The 24,797-nt window shown below is 43.6% G+C and carries 25 protein-coding genes and 2 tRNA genes; 4 read left to right on the top strand and 23 right to left on the bottom strand.

What is annotated here, in order from left to right:
• Window positions 1-49 precede the first annotated feature (49 nt).
• From yihA to BLR15_RS09925, 5 genes are all read right to left on the bottom strand, one after another.
• Entirely contained in the window at window positions 50-637 is a 588-nt protein-coding gene (gene yihA, locus BLR15_RS09945; protein WP_092987076.1) for a ribosome biogenesis GTP-binding protein YihA/YsxC, read from the bottom strand.
• A gap of 58 nt (window positions 638-695) precedes the next feature.
• Window positions 696-1,955 (bottom strand): ATP-dependent Clp protease ATP-binding subunit ClpX, encoded by a 1,260-nt coding sequence (gene clpX, locus BLR15_RS09940; protein ID WP_092987065.1) that lies wholly within the window; start codon window positions 1,953-1,955, stop codon window positions 696-698.
• A gap of 132 nt (window positions 1,956-2,087) precedes the next feature.
• Entirely contained in the window at window positions 2,088-3,428 is a 1,341-nt protein-coding gene (tig, locus tag BLR15_RS09935) for a trigger factor (RefSeq protein ID WP_092987064.1), read from the bottom strand.
• An 85-nt stretch (window positions 3,429-3,513) separates the two neighbouring features.
• Entirely contained in the window at window positions 3,514-4,485 is a 972-nt protein-coding gene (locus tag BLR15_RS09930) for a hypothetical protein (protein WP_143003957.1), read from the bottom strand.
• Window positions 4,475-5,095, bottom strand: coding sequence for a DNA mismatch repair protein MutT (locus tag BLR15_RS09925; RefSeq protein ID WP_092987062.1), 621 nt, complete (start codon window positions 5,093-5,095; stop codon window positions 4,475-4,477). Before BLR15_RS09925 ends, BLR15_RS09930 begins: the two co-directional genes overlap by 11 nt.
• 198 nt (window positions 5,096-5,293) lie before the next feature.
• On the opposite strand from BLR15_RS09925, the gene BLR15_RS09920 reads away from it, so the two are divergent.
• Window positions 5,294-5,367: transfer RNA gene (locus tag BLR15_RS09920), tRNA-Arg, on the top strand.
• Window positions 5,368-5,428: 61 nt separating this feature from the next.
• Window positions 5,429-5,502, top strand: a tRNA-Arg gene (locus BLR15_RS09915).
• A 156-nt stretch (window positions 5,503-5,658) separates the two neighbouring features.
• Here BLR15_RS09915 and BLR15_RS09910 read toward each other — a convergent pair.
• The 3 genes from BLR15_RS09910 to BLR15_RS09900 are packed head-to-tail and all read right to left on the bottom strand — an operon-like array spanning window position 5,659 to window position 6,886.
• Window positions 5,659-5,856 (bottom strand): CsbD family protein, encoded by a 198-nt coding sequence (locus BLR15_RS09910; RefSeq protein ID WP_092987061.1) that lies wholly within the window; start codon window positions 5,854-5,856, stop codon window positions 5,659-5,661.
• Between the two features lie 53 nt (window positions 5,857-5,909).
• Complete coding sequence (locus BLR15_RS09905; protein WP_092987060.1) at window positions 5,910-6,461, bottom strand: GNAT family N-acetyltransferase; 552 nt, start codon at window positions 6,459-6,461, stop codon at window positions 5,910-5,912.
• 17 nt (window positions 6,462-6,478) lie between these two features.
• Window positions 6,479-6,886 carry a thiol-disulfide oxidoreductase DCC family protein gene (locus BLR15_RS09900; protein ID WP_281182381.1) on the bottom strand — a complete coding sequence of 136 codons (408 nt, stop codon included), beginning with the start codon at window positions 6,884-6,886 and terminating at the stop codon, window positions 6,479-6,481.
• On the opposite strand from BLR15_RS09900, the gene BLR15_RS09895 reads away from it, so the two are divergent.
• A complete protein-coding gene (locus BLR15_RS09895; RefSeq protein ID WP_092987059.1) occupies window positions 6,874-7,110 on the top strand; it encodes a hypothetical protein in 237 nt (78 codons plus the stop codon). The genes BLR15_RS09900 and BLR15_RS09895 overlap by 13 nt on opposite strands.
• A 39-nt stretch (window positions 7,111-7,149) precedes the next feature.
• Here the strand turns inward: BLR15_RS09895 and BLR15_RS09890 are convergent, their stop codons facing one another.
• The 13 genes from BLR15_RS09890 to zapA all read right to left on the bottom strand — a co-directional run bounded on the left by BLR15_RS09890 (window position 7,150) and on the right by zapA (window position 20,068).
• Window positions 7,150-7,638, bottom strand: a complete 489-nt coding sequence (locus tag BLR15_RS09890) for a YfcE family phosphodiesterase (protein WP_092987058.1) — start codon at window positions 7,636-7,638, stop codon at window positions 7,150-7,152.
• Between the two features lie 13 nt (window positions 7,639-7,651).
• Complete coding sequence (rdgB, locus tag BLR15_RS09885; protein WP_092987057.1) at window positions 7,652-8,248, bottom strand: RdgB/HAM1 family non-canonical purine NTP pyrophosphatase; 597 nt, start codon at window positions 8,246-8,248, stop codon at window positions 7,652-7,654.
• Between the two features lie 8 nt (window positions 8,249-8,256).
• Window positions 8,257-9,054, bottom strand: a complete 798-nt coding sequence (gene racE / locus BLR15_RS09880) for a glutamate racemase (RefSeq protein WP_092987056.1) — start codon at window positions 9,052-9,054, stop codon at window positions 8,257-8,259.
• Window positions 9,047-9,490 carry a MarR family winged helix-turn-helix transcriptional regulator gene (locus tag BLR15_RS09875; RefSeq protein WP_092987055.1) on the bottom strand — a complete coding sequence of 148 codons (444 nt, stop codon included), beginning with the start codon at window positions 9,488-9,490 and terminating at the stop codon, window positions 9,047-9,049. The genes racE and BLR15_RS09875 overlap by 8 nt, the downstream gene beginning before the upstream one ends.
• A gap of 95 nt (window positions 9,491-9,585) precedes the next feature.
• Window positions 9,586-10,353: a succinate dehydrogenase iron-sulfur subunit gene (sdhB, locus tag BLR15_RS09870; protein WP_092987054.1), complete on the bottom strand. Its 768-nt coding sequence runs from the start codon at window positions 10,351-10,353 to the stop codon at window positions 9,586-9,588.
• The gene (sdhA, locus tag BLR15_RS09865; protein ID WP_092987053.1) at window positions 10,353-12,122 is read right to left on the bottom strand and encodes a succinate dehydrogenase flavoprotein subunit; all 1,770 of its coding nucleotides are present in this window, start codon (window positions 12,120-12,122) and stop codon (window positions 10,353-10,355) included. Before sdhA ends, sdhB begins: the two co-directional genes overlap by 1 nt.
• Window positions 12,123-12,139: 17 nt before the next feature.
• Window positions 12,140-12,751: a succinate dehydrogenase cytochrome b558 subunit gene (locus BLR15_RS09860; RefSeq protein ID WP_092987051.1), complete on the bottom strand. Its 612-nt coding sequence runs from the start codon at window positions 12,749-12,751 to the stop codon at window positions 12,140-12,142.
• Window positions 12,752-12,887: 136 nt separating this feature from the next.
• Window positions 12,888-14,654, bottom strand: coding sequence for an excinuclease ABC subunit UvrC (gene uvrC / locus BLR15_RS09855; protein ID WP_092987049.1), 1,767 nt, complete (start codon window positions 14,652-14,654; stop codon window positions 12,888-12,890).
• A gap of 59 nt (window positions 14,655-14,713) precedes the next feature.
• Window positions 14,714-15,028 (bottom strand): thioredoxin, encoded by a 315-nt coding sequence (trxA, locus tag BLR15_RS09850; RefSeq protein ID WP_052256148.1) that lies wholly within the window; start codon window positions 15,026-15,028, stop codon window positions 14,714-14,716.
• Between the two features lie 182 nt (window positions 15,029-15,210).
• Window positions 15,211-17,541, bottom strand: a complete 2,331-nt coding sequence (locus BLR15_RS09845) for an endonuclease MutS2 (RefSeq protein ID WP_092987047.1) — start codon at window positions 17,539-17,541, stop codon at window positions 15,211-15,213.
• Window positions 17,542-17,551: 10 nt separating this feature from the next.
• On the bottom strand, window positions 17,552-19,246 hold the full coding sequence (gene polX, locus BLR15_RS09840; protein ID WP_092987045.1) for a DNA polymerase/3'-5' exonuclease PolX: 1,695 nt from the start codon (window positions 19,244-19,246) through the stop codon (window positions 17,552-17,554).
• Between the two features lie 28 nt (window positions 19,247-19,274).
• Window positions 19,275-19,808 (bottom strand): CvpA family protein, encoded by a 534-nt coding sequence (locus BLR15_RS09835; protein ID WP_092987043.1) that lies wholly within the window; start codon window positions 19,806-19,808, stop codon window positions 19,275-19,277.
• Window positions 19,805-20,068 (bottom strand): cell division protein ZapA, encoded by a 264-nt coding sequence (gene zapA / locus BLR15_RS09830; protein ID WP_092987041.1) that lies wholly within the window; start codon window positions 20,066-20,068, stop codon window positions 19,805-19,807. Before zapA ends, BLR15_RS09835 begins: the two co-directional genes overlap by 4 nt.
• A 120-nt stretch (window positions 20,069-20,188) precedes the next feature.
• Here zapA and rnhC point away from each other — a divergent pair, with 120 nt between their 5' ends.
• Window positions 20,189-20,863, top strand: a complete 675-nt coding sequence (rnhC, locus tag BLR15_RS09825) for a ribonuclease HIII (RefSeq protein WP_092987039.1) — start codon at window positions 20,189-20,191, stop codon at window positions 20,861-20,863.
• A gap of 301 nt (window positions 20,864-21,164) precedes the next feature.
• Here rnhC and pheT read toward each other — a convergent pair whose 3' ends face one another.
• Together pheT and pheS are read right to left on the bottom strand one after the other, a co-directional pair.
• Entirely contained in the window at window positions 21,165-23,567 is a 2,403-nt protein-coding gene (gene pheT, locus BLR15_RS09820; protein ID WP_092987037.1) for a phenylalanine--tRNA ligase subunit beta, read from the bottom strand.
• The gene (pheS, locus tag BLR15_RS09815) at window positions 23,554-24,606 is read right to left on the bottom strand and encodes a phenylalanine--tRNA ligase subunit alpha (RefSeq protein WP_143003959.1); all 1,053 of its coding nucleotides are present in this window, start codon (window positions 24,604-24,606) and stop codon (window positions 23,554-23,556) included. Before pheS ends, pheT begins: the two co-directional genes overlap by 14 nt.
• Window positions 24,607-24,797: the final 191 nt, after the last annotated feature.

Genomic DNA, 24,797 nt, shown 5'->3' with positions numbered 1-24,797 from the left:
TATCTACATAACACGGTTGAAATCGGCCGGAAATCATAAATGTACCAGCCTAGACAAATTTACTTAATGCTTCATGGACTTTCGGCAGATTTTTCTTGTCCACCGATGAAAAATCGATGACAATATCTTCCGGTTCGACTTCCATGGTTTCCCTGACTATTTTCAAATGTTTATCTATTTTACTTTTCGCAATCTTATCCGATTTGGTGCAGATAACGATTACAGGAAGATCAAGATGCTTTAGGAAATCATACATTAAAACATCATCCCCTGTCGGTTTATGACGAAGGTCGATCAGCTGGACGACAACCTGCAATTCCTCCCGCTCAGTAAGGTAGGATTCAATCAGCTCTCCCCATTTCTGCCTGTCCTTTTTGGACTGTTTTGCATAGCCGTAGCCTGGAACATCCACCATGAGGAACTGATCGTCGACATTATAAAAATTCAGGTTTACCGTTTTACCGGGTTTTGATGACGTTCTCGCAATATTTTTACGGCCGACAACCGCGTTTATAAATGAAGATTTACCGACATTTGAACGGCCGCTCAGCGCGATTTCATTTTTGTTTTCACCTGGATACTGGGAAACATCCATCGCTGAAATCATGAACTCCACGTTATTGGGGTTTATTTTCAATTTCATACTTATATACTCCTTATAAAAAAAGCTGTCTGAATCCAGACAGCTTTATAGGTTATGCACTTTTACGATTGAGAGAGATTTCTTTACCATCTTTATCGTAAAGCAGTGGTTCACTTTCATCCACTATCGTTTCTCTGGTAATTTTGACTTTTTTGATATCATCATTTGAAGGCACGCTGAACATGATGTCCACCATACGTTCTTCTATGATTGAACGGAGTCCACGGGCGCCTGTTTTTCTTTCGATTGCGAGCTCACTGATTGCGTTCAATGCATCTTCTTCAAATTCCAATTCAACTTCATCGATCGCGAGCATTTTCTGATACTGTTTGACGAGGGCGTTTTTAGGTTCTGTAAGAATGGAATTGAGCGCGTCAACATCCAGTTCGCCCAGGTGGCTGATGATCGGCACACGTCCGATGAACTCTGGAATCAGGCCATAGCTCTGAAGGTCATCCGGGCGTACTTTTGACAGAAGCGCATCTTTATCTTCTGCAGATGTTGCCGGTCCGCCGAAGCCGATGATTTTCTCTCCGATTCTGCGCTTGATGATTTCATCCATACCGTCGAATGCACCGCCGAGTACAAACAGTATGTTTTTTGTATCTATTTGGATGGATTCCTGGTTAGGGTGCTTTCTGCCGCCCTGTGGCGGTACGCTTGCAGTCGTGCCTTCCAAAATCTTGAGCAGAGCCTGCTGGACACCTTCACCTGAAACATCTCTTGTAATTGATGTGTTTTCACTTTTACGTGCAATCTTATCAATCTCATCGACGTAGATGATGCCCTGTTCCGCACGTTCTACATCAAAATCGGCAGCCTGGATCAGACGGAGAAGGATATTCTCTACATCATCGCCGACATAGCCGGCTTCTGTCAGACTTGTCGCATCCGCAATCGCAAATGGAACGTCAAGTGTCCTTGCCAAAGTCTGTGCGAGCAATGTTTTACCGCTGCCGGTCGGGCCGATCAGAGCGATATTACTTTTGGATATCTCTACATCGTCATCGCTGCTTTCCTGGTTAATACGTTTATAATGGTTATAAACCGCCACACTCAACGCACGCTTTGCATCATCCTGTCCGATTACATAATCATTCAGGGATTCAAGTATTTCCTGAGGTTTTGGTAATTCAGTAAAGATAGCTTTATGTTCAGTTTTCAGTTCTTCTTCAATAATTTCATAACACAACTCGATACATTCGTTACAAATGTAAACGCCGCTGCCTGCGATCAGTTTTTTAACCTGCTCCTGATCCTTACCACAGAAAGAACAAGTCAAGTTTGTGTCATCTTCATTAAATTTAATCATATTAACACCTCTTTTATCATTGTCGTAAACTATACTAGAAGTTAATGCCTAAATCAACGAATTAACTCACCATCATTGATACCAATAGCTCTGCAGCCGGTCGGCCGCAGAGCTATTGATCATCAAACCGATTTATTTTTCTTCTGTTGATTCTTCTGAATCTGCTTCAGTTTTTTCTTCTTCAGTTCCTTCAACGATTTTTGCATTGTCAACAAGTACATCCAATGCTTTTTGAACTTTGATATCCTGCTCAAGCATTGACAGGTCGCCTAAAGTTGATTTGATGTCTTCAACTCCGATACCGAACTGTTCACTCATTTTCTCAAGCTCTTTATCAAGATCTTCATCTGCAACTTCAATATTTTCATCTGCTGCAATCTGCTTCAGCGTGATATTTGTTCTGACACGCTTTTCTGCATCTTCCTTCATTGTTTCACGGAGTGCATTTTCATCCTGACCGGATAACTGCTGGTACATTTCAAGATTGATACCCTGTTGTGATAAGTTCTGTTCGAATTCCTGAAGCATTCTGTCAAGTTCAGAGTTTACCATTGCTTCCGGAACATCAATTTCAGCATTGTCGCTTGCTTTTGTAAGAAGTTCTTCTTTCAATGCTACATCAGACTGGTTTTCTTTCGCTTCTTTCAAGTCTTTTTCAAGTTTGGCTTTCAGCTCATCTACAGTCTCAACGCCCTGGTCAAGCTCTTTTACAAGCTCATCATCCAGCTCAGGAGTCTCTTTCACTTTGATGGAGTTGATTTTGACTTTGAACACTGCAGGTTTTCCAGCCAGCTCTTCCGCCTGATAATCTTCAGGGAAAGTAACTTCTACATCTTTCTCGTCGCCTACTTTAAGGCCGACAAGCTGCTCTTCGAAACCGCCGATGAATGAACCGGAACCGACTTCAAGATCGAATTCCTCAGCTTTTCCGCCTTCGAACTGCTCTCCGTCAAGATAACCGTCGAAGTCGAGGTTGACTGTATCGCCGTTTTCAATCTCGCCGTCATCTTTGATGACCATTTCTGTATGATTTTCAAGCATATGACCGATTTCATGTTCAATGTCATGGTCTGTAACTTCTGTTGAAAGTTTAGTGCCTTCAAGTCCTTTGTATTCGCCCAGTTTTGCTTCCGGCTCCACAGTGACTTTAGCTGTAAAAATAAGATCTTTTCCTTTTTCAACTTCTACAATATCTACTTCAGGCTGATCAACTGGAGTAATACCTTCTTCTTCAACAGCTTTGGCATAGTTTGGTGAAAGTACGATATCCAATGCATCCTGGTACAGGGATTCAACACCAAATCTTTTTTCAAACATTTGACGTGGAATTTTTCCTTTTCTGAATCCTGGAAGTGAAACATCCTTCGATACTTTGACGAATGCTTCATCCAATGCTTGATTGAATTCCTCCGCAGGTACTGTTACCGTCAGAAGACCTTCATTTCCTTCTTGTTTTTCCCATTTGTGAGACATAGTATAAATTCCTCCGTTAATACAATTTTTCATAACTTTTTTAGTATAACATACTACTTTTCCTTATCCAACAATTGACTTATATTTAGGTTTTTGTCGAAGTGACGATCTGTTCCATTTCTACGATCCACTCATAAACCCGGTCATCGGCGCTGTATGAATGGTCCACATTCAACAGATCGAGGATATATTCCAGATAACCTTCTATCATTTCATCTGAACTGAAATCCAAAGGTTTAGGATAGTTGAAAATCGCATGGCTCGTCATCAGAAGCGTCGCTTCACTGACAATCTGCGGCGCCTGTGATTCCAGCACATCCAGCACTTCTGGCTCCACTTCATTGATCAGCGTCACTTCCTCAAGCACCGGCAGTTCGCTCGGATTGACTTCCACCGCCTGTCCGAATTTATAATGCTTAACCTTGCTGTCATACCCTATCTCCTTCAAATAAAGGAGCATGAAGGTGACGATGTCTTTATCATTGATCTTTTGGAGTGCATCCAGTACAAAATCTTCATACTTATCATTTTTTTCATCTGCAAAAGTACTGAACATCCTCAGTATTGCCTGATGGCTCATATTATCCAGATCTATATCTGCTGTGTCGGGCTCATCCGATTTCTTGTCTTCCGTCAGATCTGCACTATCGCGCCTTTTTTCATCAATTGATTTCTTCGCCTGATGGCGAAGCCCGGCGACATCGATTCTGAAACCCTGGGGAATGTTCTCCTCCATAAGATGGTCGGAGAAATTGATGACTTCATAGTACCTTTCCTGCTGGATCAGGGCTTTAAGCAGTTCAAGCATATGCATTTCATAATCTCCGCCTCCTTCATTCAGCTTCATCAGTGCATAATCCGTCACTTTTTCATATTCACCTAGCGCATCAAGTGACTCATAGAACATTTCTTCCAGTCGGATATCGGCGGTGCCCATGCCGATATAATGATAATATCGTTCTGTAAAAGTCTTGAACTCACTGTCCTTGAACAATTGAACCAGATCTTTTTCAGCTTTCTTTAAAAATCGCTGATGCGTTGTAATTTTATCTGCCATAAGCATCACGAATGATCAATTCACTCCAGGATTCGTAAGGTGAAAGATCTGACAGTTCATTATTATCCTTCCATTTCAGGGCCAGAGTGTCCGCCTCCATATTAGAGACACTGTCCTTACTAACGGAAACTTTCAATACCAGACCGATGTGTACAAGACCGACATCATTATCATCGTCGTTGATCAGTCCCATGATTTCTATGTCATTTACATCTTCACCTGCTAAGCCCACTTCCTCTTCAAGCTCGCGCTTAGCGTTGATGGACAGCTTTTCATTTATATCCGTCACTTCCGGTATGTCGTTCATATGACCGCCGACACCGATTGACAGCAGACCATGCAGCCTTTCTTCCCCGCCGCCTCCGAGTCTTTCATAAACTAAAGTTTCCTTATCATCAGCAGTAGAAATGATGACGTAGCTGATCAGCTGCTTATATGAAGAATCTTCTTCCATATCACCGCGGCGTTTTACATCAAAATTTTTAAAAGTATCCACGATGGCCTGATAGCGCGGATCTTCTTTTCCGATAAAACCATTAAAGGCATGCTCTTCAGAATTGAATAATTGTTCTCTTGGTACTACTAGAATCTGTTCATCAAATTTACTCATGATCTTTCTCCTAATTTTTATTTCGCTCACATCTCATTCTATAAAACGTTTATTTACTTGTAAATCAAATAAGACAATAAACTTTTTATAACAAATTGTAAAGTTCGTAAATATAATGTAATTTCACATTATTAATTTTAAAATAATAATTGACTTATACCCTTCACATTGATTATAATTGAATTTGTTCTTAATTAAGTCTCGATAGCTCAGCTGGATAGAGCAATGCCCTTCTAAGGCATCGGTCGGGGGTTCGAATCCCTCTCGGGACGCTACGGAATATATTTCTAAATTTACATACCCTGGTAAACAACGGTTTACTGGGGCTTTTTTGTCCCGGTAGCTCAGCTGGATAGAGCAATGGCCTCCTAAGCCATAGGTCGGGGGTTCGAACCCCTCCCGGGACGCTTAAATGATGAAAACTGCTTCCGAATCCGGTAAGCAGTTTTATTTATTTGTGAAGATATGCGAATAAAGTCCTGAGTCCGGCCATTAATCCTCTGCATACAGCAAAAGGCCACTGAAACCCGAACTGCTTTCAGTGGCCCAATGTTTATCTCACATTAACGGTTTTTATCATCTTTTGTAAACTTATCGATGGTTTCGTTTGCCTTATCTTTTGCATTCTCGACAAATTCTTTAGCTTTTCCGGAATTTTTATCTTTTTTACCTTCTGATTCCAATTCTTTATCTCCGGTTACGTTGCCGACTGTCTCTTTTAAATTACCTTTTGTCTGTTCTTTTCTGCTTTCGTCACTCATATTTAACACCTCTCATATAATGTTTAACAGTCAATACCACTGTTCAACGACGTCTAAACATCTTGAGAGTGCCATTCGCTCCTAAGCATACGGTATAAGATGCAGTCATGATAGTGGTCATACAGGAATTCATATTCCTTCATGACACCTTCTTTAGTGAAATTGAGTGATTCAGGTATTTTACGGCTTCTTAAATTGTTCACACCGGATACGATTTCTATACGGTTCAGTCTCAATACATCAAACCCATGAGAAATGATTGCCTCGACGCTTTTTCTCATCAGACCGTGGCCTTCGAAATCTTTGCTGATCCAGTAGCCGATCTGCCCTCTTCTCGAATTCGAATCGATTGAGGTGAACCCGCACATTCCTACAAACTCATTATTGTAGAACAGACCAAGTTCCATTCCCGTGCCAAGTTCAATATTCTGCTGCCATGATTTTATCATGGTCACATAGCTGTGGGAACTTTTCGTATAATCCAGCCAGGGCAGCCATCTTTTCAGATAAACCCTGTTGTAGTTGACCACATCGTAAATCATTTTGCGGTCTCGCTGGGTCAGTTCACGCAATTCCGTATCCTCATCTATATTGATTTTTATCATTGTCTTCACTTACTTTCTTATGATGAAATAATTCTCTTTCTCACTTTCGAATTGATTTCGCATGCATCTCCCCTGTTCAGGCGGTGTCTGTTTCCGGCAATGAATTTATACAGACGGTTTCTGAAACATACAGGAATCACTTTGAAAGCACTGAATATTTTTGTGCGAGTCGCATCATTCAGCACTTCGATCACCGCATCACTCCTGATATAAAGATCATCCGAATAATAAACCACTGAATCTATATCCTTTGGTAAAATATCTTCAAGTTCTTTTATCGATGCGAAATATATTTTTTCGCGCCGGTCGAGTTTAACTATCCACTTTGCAAATGTGTTACACATTATACAGTCATCATCGAAATATAATATACTGATAATACCACTCCTGTCACAATATAAAGGGGGATACGATGAAACAGACAATCAATATCTTTTTATCTACATATTTTATAATCATCGCATTACTGTATTTGACGATGCGTTACACTTCTTTTAATATGAATGCCGTATTATTTTCAATCTTATGCGGCCTTTTCATCATTATCATCGTCATACTGTACACGAAAAAACAGATCTCATTGAACATTTTCACAGTCAGTCTGATATTCCTGACTGCCATGATGTTCCTGACCCGTCTGATTGAATGAAAAAGGGAAATAACATTTTGTTATCTCCCCCTTCTCTCTTTAAAGATCCAACAGATTGACCTCTTCAAATTTTTCATGCGCTCTGTTGAAATACTGCACTGTATCTTTTTCGGTATCGAGTACACAATAGCTCGCTTCCCATTCACCTTTCGGGAGCGAGATGCTTCCCGGGTTGATACAGAATACACCATTGACATTCTCAGCGAGTGCAATATGCGAATGGCCGTATAATGCATATTTCGCTTCGAATTCAAGTGCCCTGTCACTGAGGACTTCACGGTCGCCCTTAATGTTATAGAGATGCCCGTGCGTCAGGAAAATATTTGATTCTTCATCATGCGCTTCCACAGGGAACCTGCTGTCATCATCCACATTGCCTCTCACTTTGTTGAATTTTTCGAGCTCAGGATTGTCAAATGTGAATTCGCTGTCCCCAAGATGGATATTCAAGTCTCCGGGATTATGGTCCAATGCACTTTGAACGATTTCATCTTCCCCATGATTGTCACTCACAATTAAAACTTTCATTAAAATTCTCCTTTTAATTTGAAGTTAATTTTTCAAAGACTTCCTTATCTTTCATCAGTTCTTTCAACGCTTTGCTTCTATGACTTATTTTCCCTTTTTCCCCGCTGTTAATCATGCCGAGATATATTCCCTCGGAAGTCCTAAACAATGGATCATATCCAAAACCATAAGTTCCGAACGGTTCGGTCAGAATCTCACCTTCCAATACACCTGTATAGGTTCGTGTCTCTTCACCCGGAACACTGAGCGCGATGACACATGTAAAATGGGCGCTTCTTTCCGTAACGCCTTCCAGCGCTTCAAGCAGTTTGGCATTATTACTCTCATCCGTTGCGTTAACACCTGAATATCTTGCAGAATAAACACCCGGCGCACCTTCCAATGCGTTTACAGATAATCCAGAATCATCGCTGATGACAGGCAGACCGAGCGCTTCGGATGCTGCCTCAGCCTTCAATATTGCGTTGCCGCCGAAAGTATCCGCTGTTTCCTCCACTTCGAAATCCGACAGCATTTCCTTAATGCCGACGACTTCATAATCTGTGAATACTGCTTTGAAATCATTTATCTTTCCTTTATTCCCTGTTGCAATTACTATTTTTCCAGACATTATTACACCTACAATTCAATTTCTTGGATCTTATACTCCAGTTCAGGCAGCCAGTCCCGGAGGACATATTCGAAGCGGCTGCTGTCACCGTTGATCAGTATCGTGTGCACGATACTCTCCCCGGATGTCCTGAGTAAATTGTTGTAATTCAGAATCGTGCTCGTTTCACGGGCAGTCTCATACCCGGAGTCAATCACTTTCTTTTCATTGTTGAAATAGTTCCTTATATCCGCTTTCAAAAGTGGATAATGTGTACAGCCGAGAATGATCGTGTCCGCATCGGTATGCCTGTGTTTTTTCAATGATTGATGGATGATGATTCCTGACACAACATCATCCTTATATCTCAGCTGTTCAACTAGCGGCACAAATTTTGGGCAGGCCAGGCTGGACACTGAAAAACCGCTGTTGATGCCTATGATGGCGTCACTGTACGCATTTGATTTAACTGTACCGGATGTTGCCAGCACCAGCACCTTCTTGTTTCTGCTGTTTTGAATCGCACTTCTCGCCCCCGGCTGAATCACTCCAAGTACAGGAATATCCAGACGTTCCTTTAATATTTCGAGTGCTGCGGCTGTGGCGGTATTACAGGCGATGACAAGCATTTTAATCCCTTTGCCTACCAGATAATCGGCAATCTGAACAGTATAATCCCTGACCTCTTCCTGGCTTTTCTCACCATACGGACATCTCGAAATATCACCGAAGTAAAGAATTTTTTCATGCGGAAGCTGTCTGACGATTTCTTTGACCACAGTCATGCCGCCGACACCCGAATCCATGACACCGATTGGTTTATCCATGAGTGTTTTTTTCACTTTCTCTCAGGATTGATTCCAGTATTTCAGGTAACAGATCGAGTTCTTTTTCATCCAGGTGGGCGGTGATATCACGAATATAGGAAATCCGTTTATTGATCACCTTATTGATGATTTCTTTACCCGTCTTTTCCATCTTGACGAGTACGAGTCGTTTGTCCTTCTCAGATTTATACCTCTTTACCAGATTTAATTTTTCCAATTTGTCCACTATATCTGTTGTTGTGGAATGTGCAAGATACATTCTGTTGGACAGTTCACCGATGGTGATGCCCTCTTTATCTCCTACCCATTGCAATGCGACAAATTGCGGCGGAGAGATTTCATACTCCTTTAATATTTCACGGCCATGCGCTCTGACATGTACTGAAATATACCTGATAGATTTTTCTATTGAGATGATTAAATCTTTATCTGACATAAATTCCAGTCCCTACTATCATTTTTGTATTAATTATATCGTAAATCGACATAAAAAAATAGGAAGAGCATGAGCTCTTCCTAAATATATATCGATTAATCCACCTGGTGGTCACTTCCGAAGAAGGACTTGAACATGTGGAATGTTGTTTCTCTCTGCATTGCAGCAATGGATGTAGTGAGCGGGATGCCCTGCGGGCAGGCTTCCACACAGTTTTGTGCCATGCCGCATTCAGCGACACCGCCGACACCCATAAGAGCGTCGAGACGTTCGTTTTTGTTCATGCTGCCTGTCGGGTGAAGGTTGAACAATCTCACTTGTGAAATTGCTGCTGCACCCATGAAGCTTGATTTGTCATTGACGTTCGGACAAACTTCCAGACACACACCGCAAGTCATACATTTGGAAAGTTCATATGCAGTCTGACGTTTTTTCTCAGGCATTCTTGGTCCTGGACCCAGATCGTGAGTACCGTCGATCGGCACCCATGCCTGAACACGCTTCAAGTTGTCGAACATGAATGAACGGTCAACCTGCAGGTCTTTGACGATTGGGAACGTTGACATAGGTTCAAGTTTGATCGGCTGCTCGAACTGGTCGATAAGTGCTGTACAAGATTGTCTTGCTGTACCGTTGATCACCATCGAACAGGCACCGCACACCTCTTCCAGACAATTCATATCCCATGTTACCGGTGTTGTTTTATCACCTTTGGCATTCACAGGGTTTCTCTGAATTTCCATCAGTGCACTGATCACGTTCATATTCTCTCTGTATCCGACTTCGAATTCTTCCCAATAAGGGCTGGACTCAGGGTTTTCCTGACGTTTTATATTTATTTTGATTACTTTATTATCAGCCATTATTTATTGGCACCTCCTTTAGATTTTGAAGTGTAGTCACGTTTACGCGGCGGAATCAAGCTTACATCTACATCCTCATATTCAAATCTTGGTGCTTCCAGTTCCCCTTCGAAATAAGCTTTCGTAGTTTTCAGCCACTCGTCGTCATTACGCTCAGGGAAATCAGGTTTGTAGTGGGCGCCGCGTGATTCGTTACGGTTGAGTGCACCGATAGTGATGACACGCGCAAGTACCAGCATATTCCACAGCTGCCTCGTAAAGAACGCCGCCTGGTTACTCCACTTCTTCGTATCATTGATGTTGATGTTTTTATAACGTTCCATCAACTCGACTATTTTCTTATCTGTTTCTTCAAGACGGTCATTATGCCTGACAACAGTCACGTTGTCCGTCATAAGCTCGCCAAGCTCTTTATGGATGACGTAGGCATTCTCTTCGCCGTCCATATTCAGGATGTTATTGAATTTGTCTTCTTCAGTCTTTTTGGCTCTCTCATATATTGACTCATCAAGATCTTCATAAGATTTATCAAGTTCTTTGACATAGTCGATTGCCTTAGGTCCTGCAACCATACCGCCGTAGATGGCAGAAAGCAGAGAGTTCGCGCCGAGACGGTTGCCGCCATGCTGTGAGTAGTCACATTCACCTGAAGCAAACAGTCCGGGTACGTTTGTCATCTGGTCGAAGTCTACATAGAGACCGCCCATTGAGTAGTGTACTGCCGGGAAGATTTTCATCGGCACTTTACGAGGATCGTCACCTGTAAACTTCTCATAAATTTCGATGATGCCGCCAAGCTTGACATCCAGTTCGTGCGGATCTTTATGTGACAGGTCAAGGTAGACCATGTTCTCGCCGTTGATACCCAGTTTCTGATTCACACACACATCGAATATTTCACGTGTTGCGATATCGCGGGGAACCAGGTTGCCGTAGTCCGGATATTTCTCTTCAAGGAAATACCAGGGCTTGCCGTCTTTATATGTCCAGATTCTTCCGCCTTCACCACGGGCTGATTCACTCATCAGACGGAGTTTGTCATCTCCCGGGATTGCAGTCGGGTGAATCTGAATGAATTCACCGTTCGCATAAATCGCACCCTGCTGGTAGACGATTGATGCCGCTGAACCTGTATTGATCATAGAGTTAGTCGATTTACCGAAGATGATGCCCGGTCCGCCTGTCGCCATGATAACAGCATCGGATTTGAAAGTTTCAATCTCGCCGCTGTCGATCTTCTGGGCAGTGATACCGCGAGATTTACCCTCATCATCCAGAACCACACCGAGGAACTCCCATCCTTCAAACTTATTCACAAGACCATCAACTTCATATTTACGCACCTGCTCATCAAGTGCGTACAAGAGCTGCTGCCCCGTTGTTGCACCGGCATATGCAGTTCTATGGTACAGGGTACCGCCAAAACGTCTGAAATCAAGAAGACCTTCCGGCGTCCTGTTAAACGTAACACCCATACGGTCCAGCAGGTGAATGATTTCCGGCGCCGCGTCAGTCATTGCTTTTACCGGGGGCTGGTTTGCCAGAAAGTCACCGCCGTAAACCGTATCGTCAAAATGTATAGCAGTTGAATCGCCCTCACCTTTTGTGTTGACTGCTCCATTTATACCGCCCTGGGCACATACAGAGTGAGACCTTTTCACAGGTACGATTGAAAACAAATCCACTTCGGCTCCTGTTTCTGCTGCTTTGATCGTCGCCATAAGGCCGGCTAACCCACCGCCGACAACGATGATTTTATTGTTCGCCATGTTTTACACTCCTCTAATTATATAAACGCTAATATTGCCTGGATTCCGATGACACTCACTACAACAAATACAAGAAGTGATGCATAACCCATGTATTTCTGTGCTCTGTCAGACTGTGTAATGCCCCATGTGATCATGAAGCTCCATAGACCGTTCGCAAAATGGTATACGGTTGCAAGAATACCCACAATGTAGAATACCAGCCATAACGGATTAGCTACAATATCCGCGACAAGGTCAAAGTCCAGATCATGACCAAGGAACACCTGTACTCTTGTCTGATAGACGTGGATGGCTATGAAAATAAAAGCCAGCACACCTGAAATTCTCTGCAGCAAAAAGCTGATGTTGCGGAACGTACTCGGATAGCCGTACTTGTAATTGGCTGTAAAAGCTATGTAAATACCATAAATACCATGGAATAAGATCGGTATATAGATAACAAAAATCTCCAGGAATATTACGAATGGTAAATTAGCCATAAAACCGGCCGCCGTGTTGAATGCTTCCTCTCCTCTAGTTGCAAAGTGGTTAACCACCAGGTGCTGTACTAAAAAGACACCCAGAGGAATAACACCAAGCAACGAGTGAATTCGGCGTATTAAAAAACTTGAATCTTGTTTCGACACTTGAATTCCCCCCTAACTCTACTATAAGTTACATTTTCACAATGTCTATTTTACGCCTAAGGATACTATAAATCAAGGCACTTTGACGTGTAATCGTAATGCTTTTCAAAGATTGTGAAAATTTAATCATGTAAAGTTACTTTATACCCTCAAGAATATGTTCCGCAACATTTTTGGGAATTCCGATTTCTATGAAATCATTCACTTCTTTATCCTTCATTCTTTTTATCGAACCAAAGTGTTTCAACAGTTTCTGCTTTCTTTTCGGACCGACCCCCTCGATATTATCGAGTACGGACACGGCCTGTGATTTGCTCCTGATACTTCTGTGGAAACTGATCGCAAACCTGTGGACTTCATCCTGAATGCGCTGCAGCAGATAAAAGCTCTGGGAGTTTTTCTTCATCGGCACAATCTCCCCATTGTCTCCGAACAACAGCTCAGCTGTCTGGTGTTTATCGTTTTTCGCGAGCCCTGCCACAGGAATATCCAATGACATTTCATCCAGCAGCACACTTTTGACCGTATTCATATGGCCAAGTGCACCGTCGACGATGATCAGATTCGGAAGAGGCAGTTTTTCTTTCAGCACTCTTGTGTATCTTCTTCTGACAGCTTCTGCCATCGATGCATAGTCATCAATATCTTCAACGGTTTTAATCTTATATTTCCTGTAATTTTTCTTACTTGGCTTGCCGTCGATGAAAGACACCATCACACTGACGGGATCCACACCCTGAATATTCGAGTTGTCAAAAGCTTCTATGCGGATCGGCGTCTCTATGTCCAGCGCTTCACCAAGCGCTTCAATTGCCTTGACCGTGCGCCGCTCGTCACGCTCAATAATGTCGAACTTATTGTCTATAGCGATTTTCGCATTTTTAACAGCCAGTTCTATCATTTCCTTTTTTGCGCCACGCTTAGGCTGGAATACTTTCGACTCAATCACTTCGGATATGATATCTTTATTGAATTCCTTCGGGATATGGACTTCTTTTGGCAGCAGGCTGGATTTCAGGTCATAAAACTGAACGATATATCTGTAAAATTCTTCTTCGATATCATCCTGTATCGGGAACAATTCCGCTTTTTTCTCTATCAGGTTGCCGTTTCTGATCAGCAGTACCGAAATGGACATCCACCCTTTCGAAACACTGTAGCCGAAAACATCTCTGGAAGTCATATCCGCCGTCATCATCTTCTGCTTCATCATCGTATTTTCAATGTGACCTCTCAAGTCCCGGTATTCTTTCGCCTTTTCAAACTCTAGCGCTTCCGAGGCGGTCTCCATCTTGTCTTTCAGATCCTGCATGATCTGATCGGTCTCACCATTTAAGAAACGGGTGATACCCTGAATCATTTCATCATACTGTTCCTGCTCCACATCATAAACACAGGGTCCGAGACATTGGCCGATATGATAGTAGAGGCACAGCTTATCCGGCATCGTGTTACATTTTCTGAGCGGATAGATACGATCGAGCAGTTTTTTCGTTTCATGGGCACTGTAAGCGTTCGGGTACGGTCCGAAATATGTGCCCGATGACGGTTTTACCGTTCTGGTAACGAGCAGACGGGGATGTTTTTCCTTCGTAATTTTGATGAATGGATAACTTTTGTCGTCTTTAAGGAGAATATTATATCTCGGATAATGTTTTTTAATCAGATTCAATTCCAAAAGGAGCGACTCCACTTCTGTTGAAGTCACTATGAAATCAAAATCTGTAATCTCACTCACCAGACGCATCGTCTTTTCATCATGGGCACCGGTAAAGTAGGACCTTACACGGTTCCTTAAATTTTTGGCCTTGCCGACATAAAGAATTTCCCCATACTTATCCTTCATCAGATAACAGCCGGGTTCGGTCGGCAGCACCGAGAGTTTCAATTTTAATTCTGTCATGGTCATCCCTCTTTAAACTGAACAATATAAAAAAACCGCCATTACAGGCGGTTAAATTTTTAAGCGTGTTTTTCAATCAATGCAACAAGTTGTTCTTTCGGCTGGAAGCCGACAACTTTGTCAACCGGCTCTCCATCTTTGAAAAGGATGAGAGTCGGGATACTCATCACTTCATACTCACTTGCAGTTGCTCCGTTGGCATCAACATCCAGCTTGGCGATGTTTGCTTTACCGTCAACCTCAACCGCAACTTCTTCAAGTACTGGAGCGATCATTTTACATGGTCCACACCAAGTTGCCCAAAAATCAACCAAAGTTACACCATTAGCAACTTCTTCTTTAAAATTCGAATCATTCACATCATATAATGCCATGTTTATATACCTCCATTATTTCGAGTTTATAAATAGATTATAACTCATTGTCAGTTTGTCCACAATCGAATTGCTTTAAGTTAAAAACAATAAATAGAATATTCCGGCGACAAACATTACAATTGCCACTGCTATTAAAACTTTAGCCAATTTAAGCATATCAAAATTATCCAAGTGCTCACCTACTTCATTTCAACAATCGTGACGCCGAAGCCGCCTTCGTTTGGCAGTCCCATCCTGTAGGACTTCACTTTAGGATGTTGTTTAAGATGCTGCTGCACCCCTTTTTGAAGTGCGCCGGTACCTTTACCGTGTATGATTTCAACCTGGCTGTAACTGCTCAGCAGCACCTGATCCAGATATTGGTCCAGCTTGATCAGTGCTTCTTCATATCTCTGACCACGCAGATCCAGGCTGCTTTTAACTGCCGTCTTGCCTGTTCTTCTCGAAACAGGGCGTGAAATTTTTTCTTTCTTCCGCTTTTTGAGTTCTTTAAGCGGGATATTCATCTTCAATATGCCCATCTGGACAATCGCTTCATCTTTTTCTATCGACAAAATCTCGCCTTTTTGACCGTATGACAAAACATCCACATTGTCACCGGGATTGAATGTCTCGACTTTCTCGTTTTCAATCTGTTGTTTCAGTGATTCCTGGTAATAACTGTCCCTGAGACCTTTTCTTCTTTCGATGATTTCATGCTCTTCGATGTTTTTAGCGCCGCTTTCCTTCATCTTATTGAGTTCATCGATGATTTCTTCGGCTTTTATTTCACTCTGCTTAATGATTCTGTTCGCCTCATTGCGTGCTTCTTTATGCAGTTTCTCTTTATACTCCTGATACTGTTCATGATTATTCTGAAGTTCACGCTGAAGTCTTTCTGCTTCCTGCAGCGCTTCCTCGGTCTCTTCCTCATATTTTCGGGCATTCGTCGTGTGACTCTCCAATGCAGTGATCATGTCATTGACATCTTTTGAATCGGATTTGACGAGCGCTTTCGCCCTGTTGATGATGGACGGGGATAACCCGAGCTTGTTTGAAATTTCAAATGCGTTGGACCTTCCCGGTATGCCCATCAGCAGACGGTAGGTCGGCGATAATGTATTGACATCAAATTCAACACTTGCATTGATGACATCTTCACGTGTATAGCTGAATGATTTGATCTGCGGGTAGTGCGTCGTTGCAATCAGTGTCGACTGCTTGGAAAGCAGGTCTTCTATGATTCCGATTGCGAGAGCAGCACCTTCTTCAGGGTCTGTGCCGGCGCCGACTTCATCCAGCAGAACAAGCGTTTCATCATCAGCATTATCGATGATGACTTTCGTATTCGTCAAATGGCTCGAAAATGTGGAGAGTGACTGTTCGATGGACTGCTCATCACCGATGTCACTGTAGATCTTTTTAAAAATTGGCAGGATACTGCCGTCTCTTGCGGGTACGGGGATGCCCGACTGGGCCATCAGCTGCGCGAGACCGATTGTTTTTAAAATGACTGTTTTACCGCCGGTGTTCGGGCCGGTGATGATTACAGCAAGGGATCCTTCATCTATGGTGATATCATTTTTGACGACTTCTTGCGGGTCGATCATCGGGTGGAATGCAGCTGGCAGATAAACTTTTCTTGCCTCACTGATTTCAGGTTTCGTCGCACCGATTGCCGTACCGTATTTCGCTTTAGCAAACACCATGTCCAGATGATGCAGATGATCGTCTATCATTGTCAGTTCTTCAGAGACTTCTGCAGTCCGTGCGCTTAGTTCATACAGTATGCGTTCTATCTCCAGCGCTTCATCGTCTCTCAAGCCCTGTATTCTGTTCGTCATCTGAACAACTGCCATCGGCTCCATGTAGACTGTCTGTCCGCTCTGTGACATATCGTGGACAATTCCGTTGAACTCGGAACGGTATTCGATTTTTACCGGGACGACGTATCTGTTATTCCTCATTGTAATGATGCCGTCGCTCAGCTTCCGCTGCTGATTGCCGCGGATTAGGTCGTTCATTTTCTCACGGATCTTGCCTTCCTCCGAATTGATCTTTTTCCGAATGCGGAGGAGATTTTCTGATGCGTGGTCAAGCACCGCCCCATCATCGACTGTGCTGACTATCTTCTTATACAAATGGTGAATATCAGGCAGTCCGAAGATATAATGCCCGATCGCATCAAGCGCCACTTCATCCTCAATGAATTCCTCGAAGAGTTTATTCAAAGACTGCTTTCTGAAAAGCAGGTTTTTTATATCGTTGAAATCACTGATTGCAAGCATACTGCCGATGACGGCTCTGTTGACATGCTCCTTGACATCGGAAATGCCTGTCATTTCAACGTTTCTGTATCTTAAAATAGTGGACGCGTCATCCACTTCATCAATCATCTGCCTGACAGTTCCGATGTCATTCGAAACCATTTCAGGATTGATCAGCCGTTTCGTCTTATCACTGACAGCATGCTCCTTCAGCTGCGATAGTATTTTGTCGAATTCCAGTGTACTAAATGTTCTATCATTCATACTAAAACCTCTATTTTTGCTTATTTATATATTCGCGGAATTCTTCACGTGTCATCGTGTTGATGACCTGATCCTTTTTAACGAATCCTTTTTGAAGTGTCGCGACCCCGTATTTCATGAAGTCCAGATGATCCGTATGGTGTGCGTCCGTATTCACCGTCAATTTGATATCCTGATGACGCATTGCATCAGCATTGATATCCAGTCTCATCGGATTGGCGTTCACTTCAAGTACCGTATTCGTCTCACGTGCGAGTTCCATCAGGCGCACCATGTCGACAGGATAGCCTTCACGTCTACCGATCAATCTGCCTGTCGGATGGGCAATATGTCTAACATAAGGATTTCTGCATGCACATTCCAGACGGTGCATGATCTCTTCTTCCGTCTGCTGGAAGCTCGAGTGGATGGCTGCGATGACATAATCCAGTTCTTTCAGCATATCATCGGAATAATCCAGTGTGCCGTCTTTCAAGATGTCCATTTCAGTGCCTGAATAAACGTCGATTTCATCATATTCTGCATTGATTTGTCTGATTTCCTTGATCTGGGCCGTCAGCCTTTTTTCATCCAGCCCGTTTGCGACACGCAGACTTTTAGAGTGATCGGTGATGACGATATATTCATACCCTTTTTCAATGCAGGCCTCAACCATCTCCCTGACCGAGAACGCACCGTCACTATAGACCGTGTGCATGTGGATATCACCTTTAATATCATCCAGCGTCACAATTTCCCCGATGTCGAGATTGGTCTCTTCTCCAGTTTCCCGCATGGCAGGCGGAATAAAGTCCAGTTCAAAATGGTTATAGAACGCTTCTTCTGAATCGAATGTCAATGTTTCACCGTTCGATTCCACACCGTACTCACTGATTTTTTCATTTCGGTCCTTTGCAATCTGACGCATTTTCACATTGTGATCTTTGGAACCTGTAAAATGGTGCAGTGTCGAGTAGTATTCCTCTTCAGTAACGAACCTGAAATCGACATTGATATCCTGCATATCATCCTGAATGATGATGGACAGTTTCTTATCACCGCTCGCAACAGTCTCCGTTACGAATTCCTGTTCAAGTATATTTTTCGTAAAACCTTCGACATCTTCCACAATCAATATATAGTCGATGTCCCTGCTCGTTTCTTTCATGCGGCGCGCACTGCCGGCAACATCGAATCTGACGACATGCCCGCTTTCTTCCAGGTACTGTTCAACAAGATCCCTGAAACGGAGCACCTGGTTGATTGCATAGCGCTCCGGTCTTGTCAGAATGTCATCGATCGCCTTACTGATGTTCTGCTCCGTTTTCTTGCCGAAACCGGGAAGTGCGCTGATTTCTTCATTTTCACAGGCATTCTTCAGCCCTTCCAAAGTATCGATTTCAAGCGCTTTATAAATCTTGACAATTTTCTTCGGGCCGAGCGTCGATATTTTGGTCATCTGCACAAGTCCCGCCGGCACGCTTTCTTTAAGCTCATCCAGTACAGAGGATTTGCCGGTCTCCACGTATTCGACGATTACATCGTTGGTGCCCTTTCCTATACCTTTGATATTGTCGAATTTATCAATTTCTGATAGTGATCTCGGGTCCGTTTCAAGAGACTGTGCCGCTTTACGGTAGGCGGACACTTTAAACGGGTTCTCCAAAGAGAGTTCCATATATACAGCGATGTTTTCTAGCAGTCTGATTATATCTTTTTTAGTCATAATTTCCTCCAAAAAAAGAGCCATATCACTATGACTCGATTTGTAACCACTCCATGAATCTGTCGGAGAGGATAAAAGTATGTTCCAATATGAATTTTGCAAGACCTGAGTCCTGTATGGATGTTTGGATAAACTCTAACGGCACCATCGAAAGCATGAAAAGAATGACGACAAGAACATATATGATTTCAAATAAACCTAATATTGCCCCGATGATTTCGCCAACGATCCCGAAAACCGGTATTTGCTGAAAGTAATCAAATGCACTGACGATCAATTGGATTACAATTTTCGTCACTATGAATATTACAAAAAATGCAGACATATCATAATATGCATATTCTGCATTTACTATGTCTGGAAAGATTGGATTGGCCAGAGTCTCTGTCGTCGACGGATAAGGCAGTATAAGATCCAGCCTCGAAGCCAGGTGCTCAAAGTTCAGTGCCGCAATAATCACCGCGGCAATGGTACCGACCAGATGAAAAAACTGCAGTACAAAGCCCCTTCTATATCCAACTATCATTCCAATTATAAGTAAAATTAATATTATTAAAGTCATACGTCTCGTCCCTGGTCAGATTGTTCTTCAATCAGTTCATTATATTTCTGTTTCAATTTCACGTAATCATCCATTACGTTTACCGCCGTCAGCACCGCTTTTCTTGTCGTATCCAGCCCGGCACTCTTAGACCCGATCTCTTTCATCTTCTGGTCGACAAGATTCGCAATATGCCTGATGTGTTCCGGCTCATCCCTGCCGATAATAGTATATTGCTGATCATTGATATCGACATAAATCCGATTTTTATATTCAGCCATAATGTGTCTGCCTCCTTTATCCAAACTGTCTACAAATTGTGTTATCATTAATTTATTATACTTATCAGCAAGGGATTTCACAAGTAAAGTAATTAGAAAATAATAAAGGACTTATATGATATGAACTATGATCAGCATAACACTATCGGCAGTGATGAAGCAGGCGTCGGAGATTACTTCGGCCCGATGACCGTGTGCGCTGCCTACGTACCGAAAGATAAAATTGAATTATTGAAAGAACTCGGCGTCAAAGATTCAAAGAACCTGTCCAACAGCACTGTTATAAAGCTCGCCGGTGATTTGATCCATACGGTTGCCTATTCACTTGTCGTACTCGACAACCCTTCCTACAATAAAAAGATTGAAGAAGGCTGGAACATCGTCAAGCTGAAAGCAGTCCTCCACGACCACTGCATCAAAAATGTATACAGCAAACTGGACGAAACAGAACAGCAGAAGATGGACCGGATCGTCATCGACCAGTTTACGACATTGAACGCCTATAACAAATACGTGCCAGAACCATTCATGCTGGATAAGATCCATCAGGAAACAAAAGCCGAAAGCAAATCACTTGCCGTCGCAGCAGCCAGCATCATCGCCCGGGCGAAATACCTGGAACAGATGTCCAACCTCGATAAGACACTGAAGGACACCGTGCCGAGAGGCGCAAGCAAAAAAGTCGATGTATTCGCAGCCAAGCTCGCCAAAAAGAACGGCATGGATTTCGTTGACAGCATCACTAAAAAGCATTTCAAGACAAGGGAAAAAGTCCAGGCACTGTTGAGGAGTTAACTGACTGGTATTCATGTATTAAGTGACACGAAAGGCATGGTAAATTGCATTTCGTGTCATTTTTCATCGTCCAGTGACACGAACAATCTTCATTTCAGTGATACGTGTCATTTTGAAGTCGGAAATGACATGAACTCTGTCAAAACCCGGTTCTCGTGTCATTTTCACAACCTTTTTGACACGATCTCCCTCATAAACTGTATTTCGTGTCACGCACTCGATTCCCAGTACCCCGTCATCCCATACAAATTCAAAAAAAACCCGCTGAAATCACAACGATTCCAACGGGTCTCTCATTATCTTAACCTCTCAGCACAAATCCTTCTACTTTCAATGCTTCAAGTACCGGCTGATGAATGTCTTCAACCGCTTCATCTGTCAGCGTCTCTTCCTTATTCAGGTAAGTCAGGCGTATTGCGACAGATTTCTTATCATCTTCTATATGCTCACCGTCATACACATCAAATACATACACATCAACGAGATACTTCTTCGCAGCACCTTCGATAATATCAACGAGTGTGCTGACCGGCACATCTCTTCCTGCGACAAGGGCGATGTCTCTTGAGATGGAAGGATACTTAGGCAGCACTTCATATTCGATGCTGCCGAGCTTCACATCAAGCAGCTCATCGAGATTGACTTCGAAGACGACTGTCTGATTCAGATCGTGGTCCTTCTCATACTTCGGATGAAGCTCCCCGACGAATCCGACTCTGCTTTCTCCGAGCGCAATCTCCGCCGTGCGGCCGGGATGCATTTCAGGATAGCCTTCAACAGGTATATAATTGATGTTATCCAAAATACCCAGCTTTTCAAATACACTGTCCAAGATGCCTTTGGCTGCATAGAAATCCGCAGGCACATGAGATCCGAGCCAGTCTGTACGGTTCATCTGTCCCGTTATGATTCCACCGAGCTTTTCGACTTCATCCGGCTGTGTATCCTGACCTTTGGAAATAAAGATCCTGCCCACTTCAAACAGCTGCACGTCTTTTTGCTGACGGCTGTTGTTATAGACGACATTGTCCACCAGATGCGGGATGAGACTGTTTCTTAAAACCGCTCTGTCTTCACTCATCGGCATCAGCAATTTCAGTCCTTCTGTGCGGTCTGTGAACTGAGCCGCCTTCTCTTTACTTGTCAGCGCATAGTTGATCGACTGTGACAACCCGAGTGCTTCCAGCTGATGGCGGATGATCCTGAGTTTGCTCTGCTCGTCAGTCAGCTTTCCCGGCGTGATATTTTCAAATCTCGGTAGTGACGTCGGCAGTGCATCATAGCCGTATATACGTGCCACCTCTTCAGTGATGTCTTCAGCGATCTGCAGATCATCCCTTCTTGATGGGATGTTGATTTCAAGCTCGTCTTCGTTCACTGTTGTTTCAAGACCAAGTTTCGACAATGTCTCTTCAATCTCAGCAGTTTCAAGTGTCATCCCCAGTCTGTTGTTGATGAAATCCCGTGAAGTTTTTATTACGGAACCGCTTGTGTCCAGTTCGCCGTCGGCATTATAGCCTGAAGACACTTTACCGCCAGCATACTTCTCAAGCAGGTAGGCCGCCCTTTCCAGTGCGGGCAGTACAAACTCATGTGACACGCCTTTTTCAAATCGGCTGCTCGCTTCACTCCTCAAGTTCAGTCTGCCGCTTGTCTTTCTTATCGATACCGGGTTGAAGGCGGCAGATTCAATGACAACATTTTTCGTCTCATCCGTCACCTCGGAAAAGTCGCCGCCCATGACGCCGGCAAGCGCAATCGGCTCTTTGCCGTTTGTAATGACGACGTCCGATGATTTCAGGCTTCTCTCTTTGTCATCAAGCGTCGTCATCTTCTCGCCTTCTTCGGCGAACCTTGTAACGATTTCACTTGAACCGATCTGATCGTAGTCGAACATATGGAGCGGCTGACCGTATTCCAGTAATACGTAGTTTGAAATATCCACGACGTTATTGATCGGACGGATGCCCGCTTTGATCAGCCGGATTTGCATCCATGTCGGCGCCGGCCCGATCTTCACATCTTTGACGACACGGAGACTGTAGTAAGGCACCGCTTCACTGTCCGCGTTCACGACAGTTACATCCACCGGGTCATCCACTTCGACAAAGCCAACATCCGGCCGCTTCACTGCACCGCCGAACAATGCTTTCGTCTCATAGGCTGCACCAATCATCGACAATGCATCTTTTCTGTTCGGAGTCAGGTCGAATTCCATCACCTGATCGTCGAGATAGACTGCCGGCAGAGCGTCCGCACCCGCTTCCTGCTCATCCTGGAAGATGAATATGCCGTCCTGGTATTCCTTCGGTACGTATTCACCCGGTATGCCGATCTCATCAAGCGAACAGATCATGCCTTCCGACACTTCACCGCGCAGTTTCGCCTTTTTGATCTTAATGCCGCCCGGCAGACGTCCGCCGACCTGGCAGACGATGACATACGTATCCGCCCTGACGTTTTCAGCACCGCAGACGATCTGCTTCACTTCCTCGCCCGTGTTGACGCGGCAGATATTCAGCTTGTCCGCATTCGGATGCTGTGACACTTCTTCAACATAGCCGACCACAAGCTTCTTGATGTCAGCTGTATAGTCGATGATGTCATCCACTTCGATGCCGCCGCGCGTAATTTTCTCCGACAGCTCGTTGATATCGGTTTTTATTTCAATAAAGTCATTCAGCCATTCTTTAGAGACTCTCATTTCTTTCGCCTCCGTCTTCAGTTTGTTTAAATTGATTGATGAATCTCAAGTCGTTCGTATACAGGTGACGGATATCCTCGATGCCGTATTTCAGCATCGCCACACGGTCGGGACCCATACCGAATGCAAAGCCGCTGTATTCCCTGGAATCGTAGCCGGCCATTTCAAGTACATTCGGATGTACCATGCCGGCACCCAGAATTTCGATCCAGCCAGAATTTTTACAGACGTTACATCCCTTGCCCTTACATTTGAAGCAGGAAATATCCACTTCGACACTCGGCTCTGTGAACGGGAAGAAACTCGGGCGCAGCCTGATTTCACGCTCTGAACCGAAAATTTCCTTCGCAAACAGCTCAAGCGTCCCTTTCAGGTCACTCATATGAATATTCTTGTCGATGACCAGTCCTTCAATTTGAGTGAACTGGTGGCTGTGTGTCGCATCATCACTGTCACGTCTGTAAACTTTGCCCGGACAGATGATTTTGACCGCTTCCTTACCCTCACGTTCTTCCAGTACACGTGCCTGCACCGGAGATGTATGTGTTCTCAGTAAGATCTCTTCAGATATGTAGAACGAATCCTGCATATCACGTGCCGGATGGGATTTCGGCAGATTCAGCGCCTCGAAGTTGTAATAGTCCGTTTCGACTTCATAGCCTTCCTGGATTTCATAACCGAGACCGAGGAAGAAATCTTCGATATCTTCGATGATCCTTGAAATCGGATGCTGTGAACCGATGTTGAACTTACGGCCGGGCAGTGTGACATCAAGCGTTTCATTCGCCAGCCTTTCTTCCAGTGCAGCCGCTTCTAGCGCCTCACTTTTCTCGTTGATCATTGAATCGATGCTCTCACGCAGTTCATTGACCTTCTGTCCGTACTCAGGACGTTCCTCTTTCGATAAGTTCTTCATCTCTTTCATCAGACCGGTGACTTTACCCTTCTTACCGAGATACTGGACTTTTAAATCCTGCAGACTTCTTGAATCTTCAACAGTTTCCAGTGATGCTTTAAATTCTTCTAAAATTTGAGACATTCCGGATGTATCCATTTTTTCACTCCTTTAAAATAAAAAAATCCATCCTTAACTTAATAAGGACGGATTTCCGCGGTACCACCTAGATTTCTGCATTATAAACACAGACACTTCAAAAGATAAGGGATTTACCCATACTTCATCCGCCAGGTGAACCTGATTCCCATTACCGCCAAGTATTTCAGTCGTGT

It is taken from the genome of Lacicoccus qingdaonensis, assembly GCF_900101075.1.
Classification (GTDB): domain Bacteria; phylum Bacillota; class Bacilli; order Staphylococcales; family Salinicoccaceae; genus Lacicoccus; species Lacicoccus qingdaonensis.
This window is presented reverse-complemented; position numbering and strand designations above follow the sequence as displayed.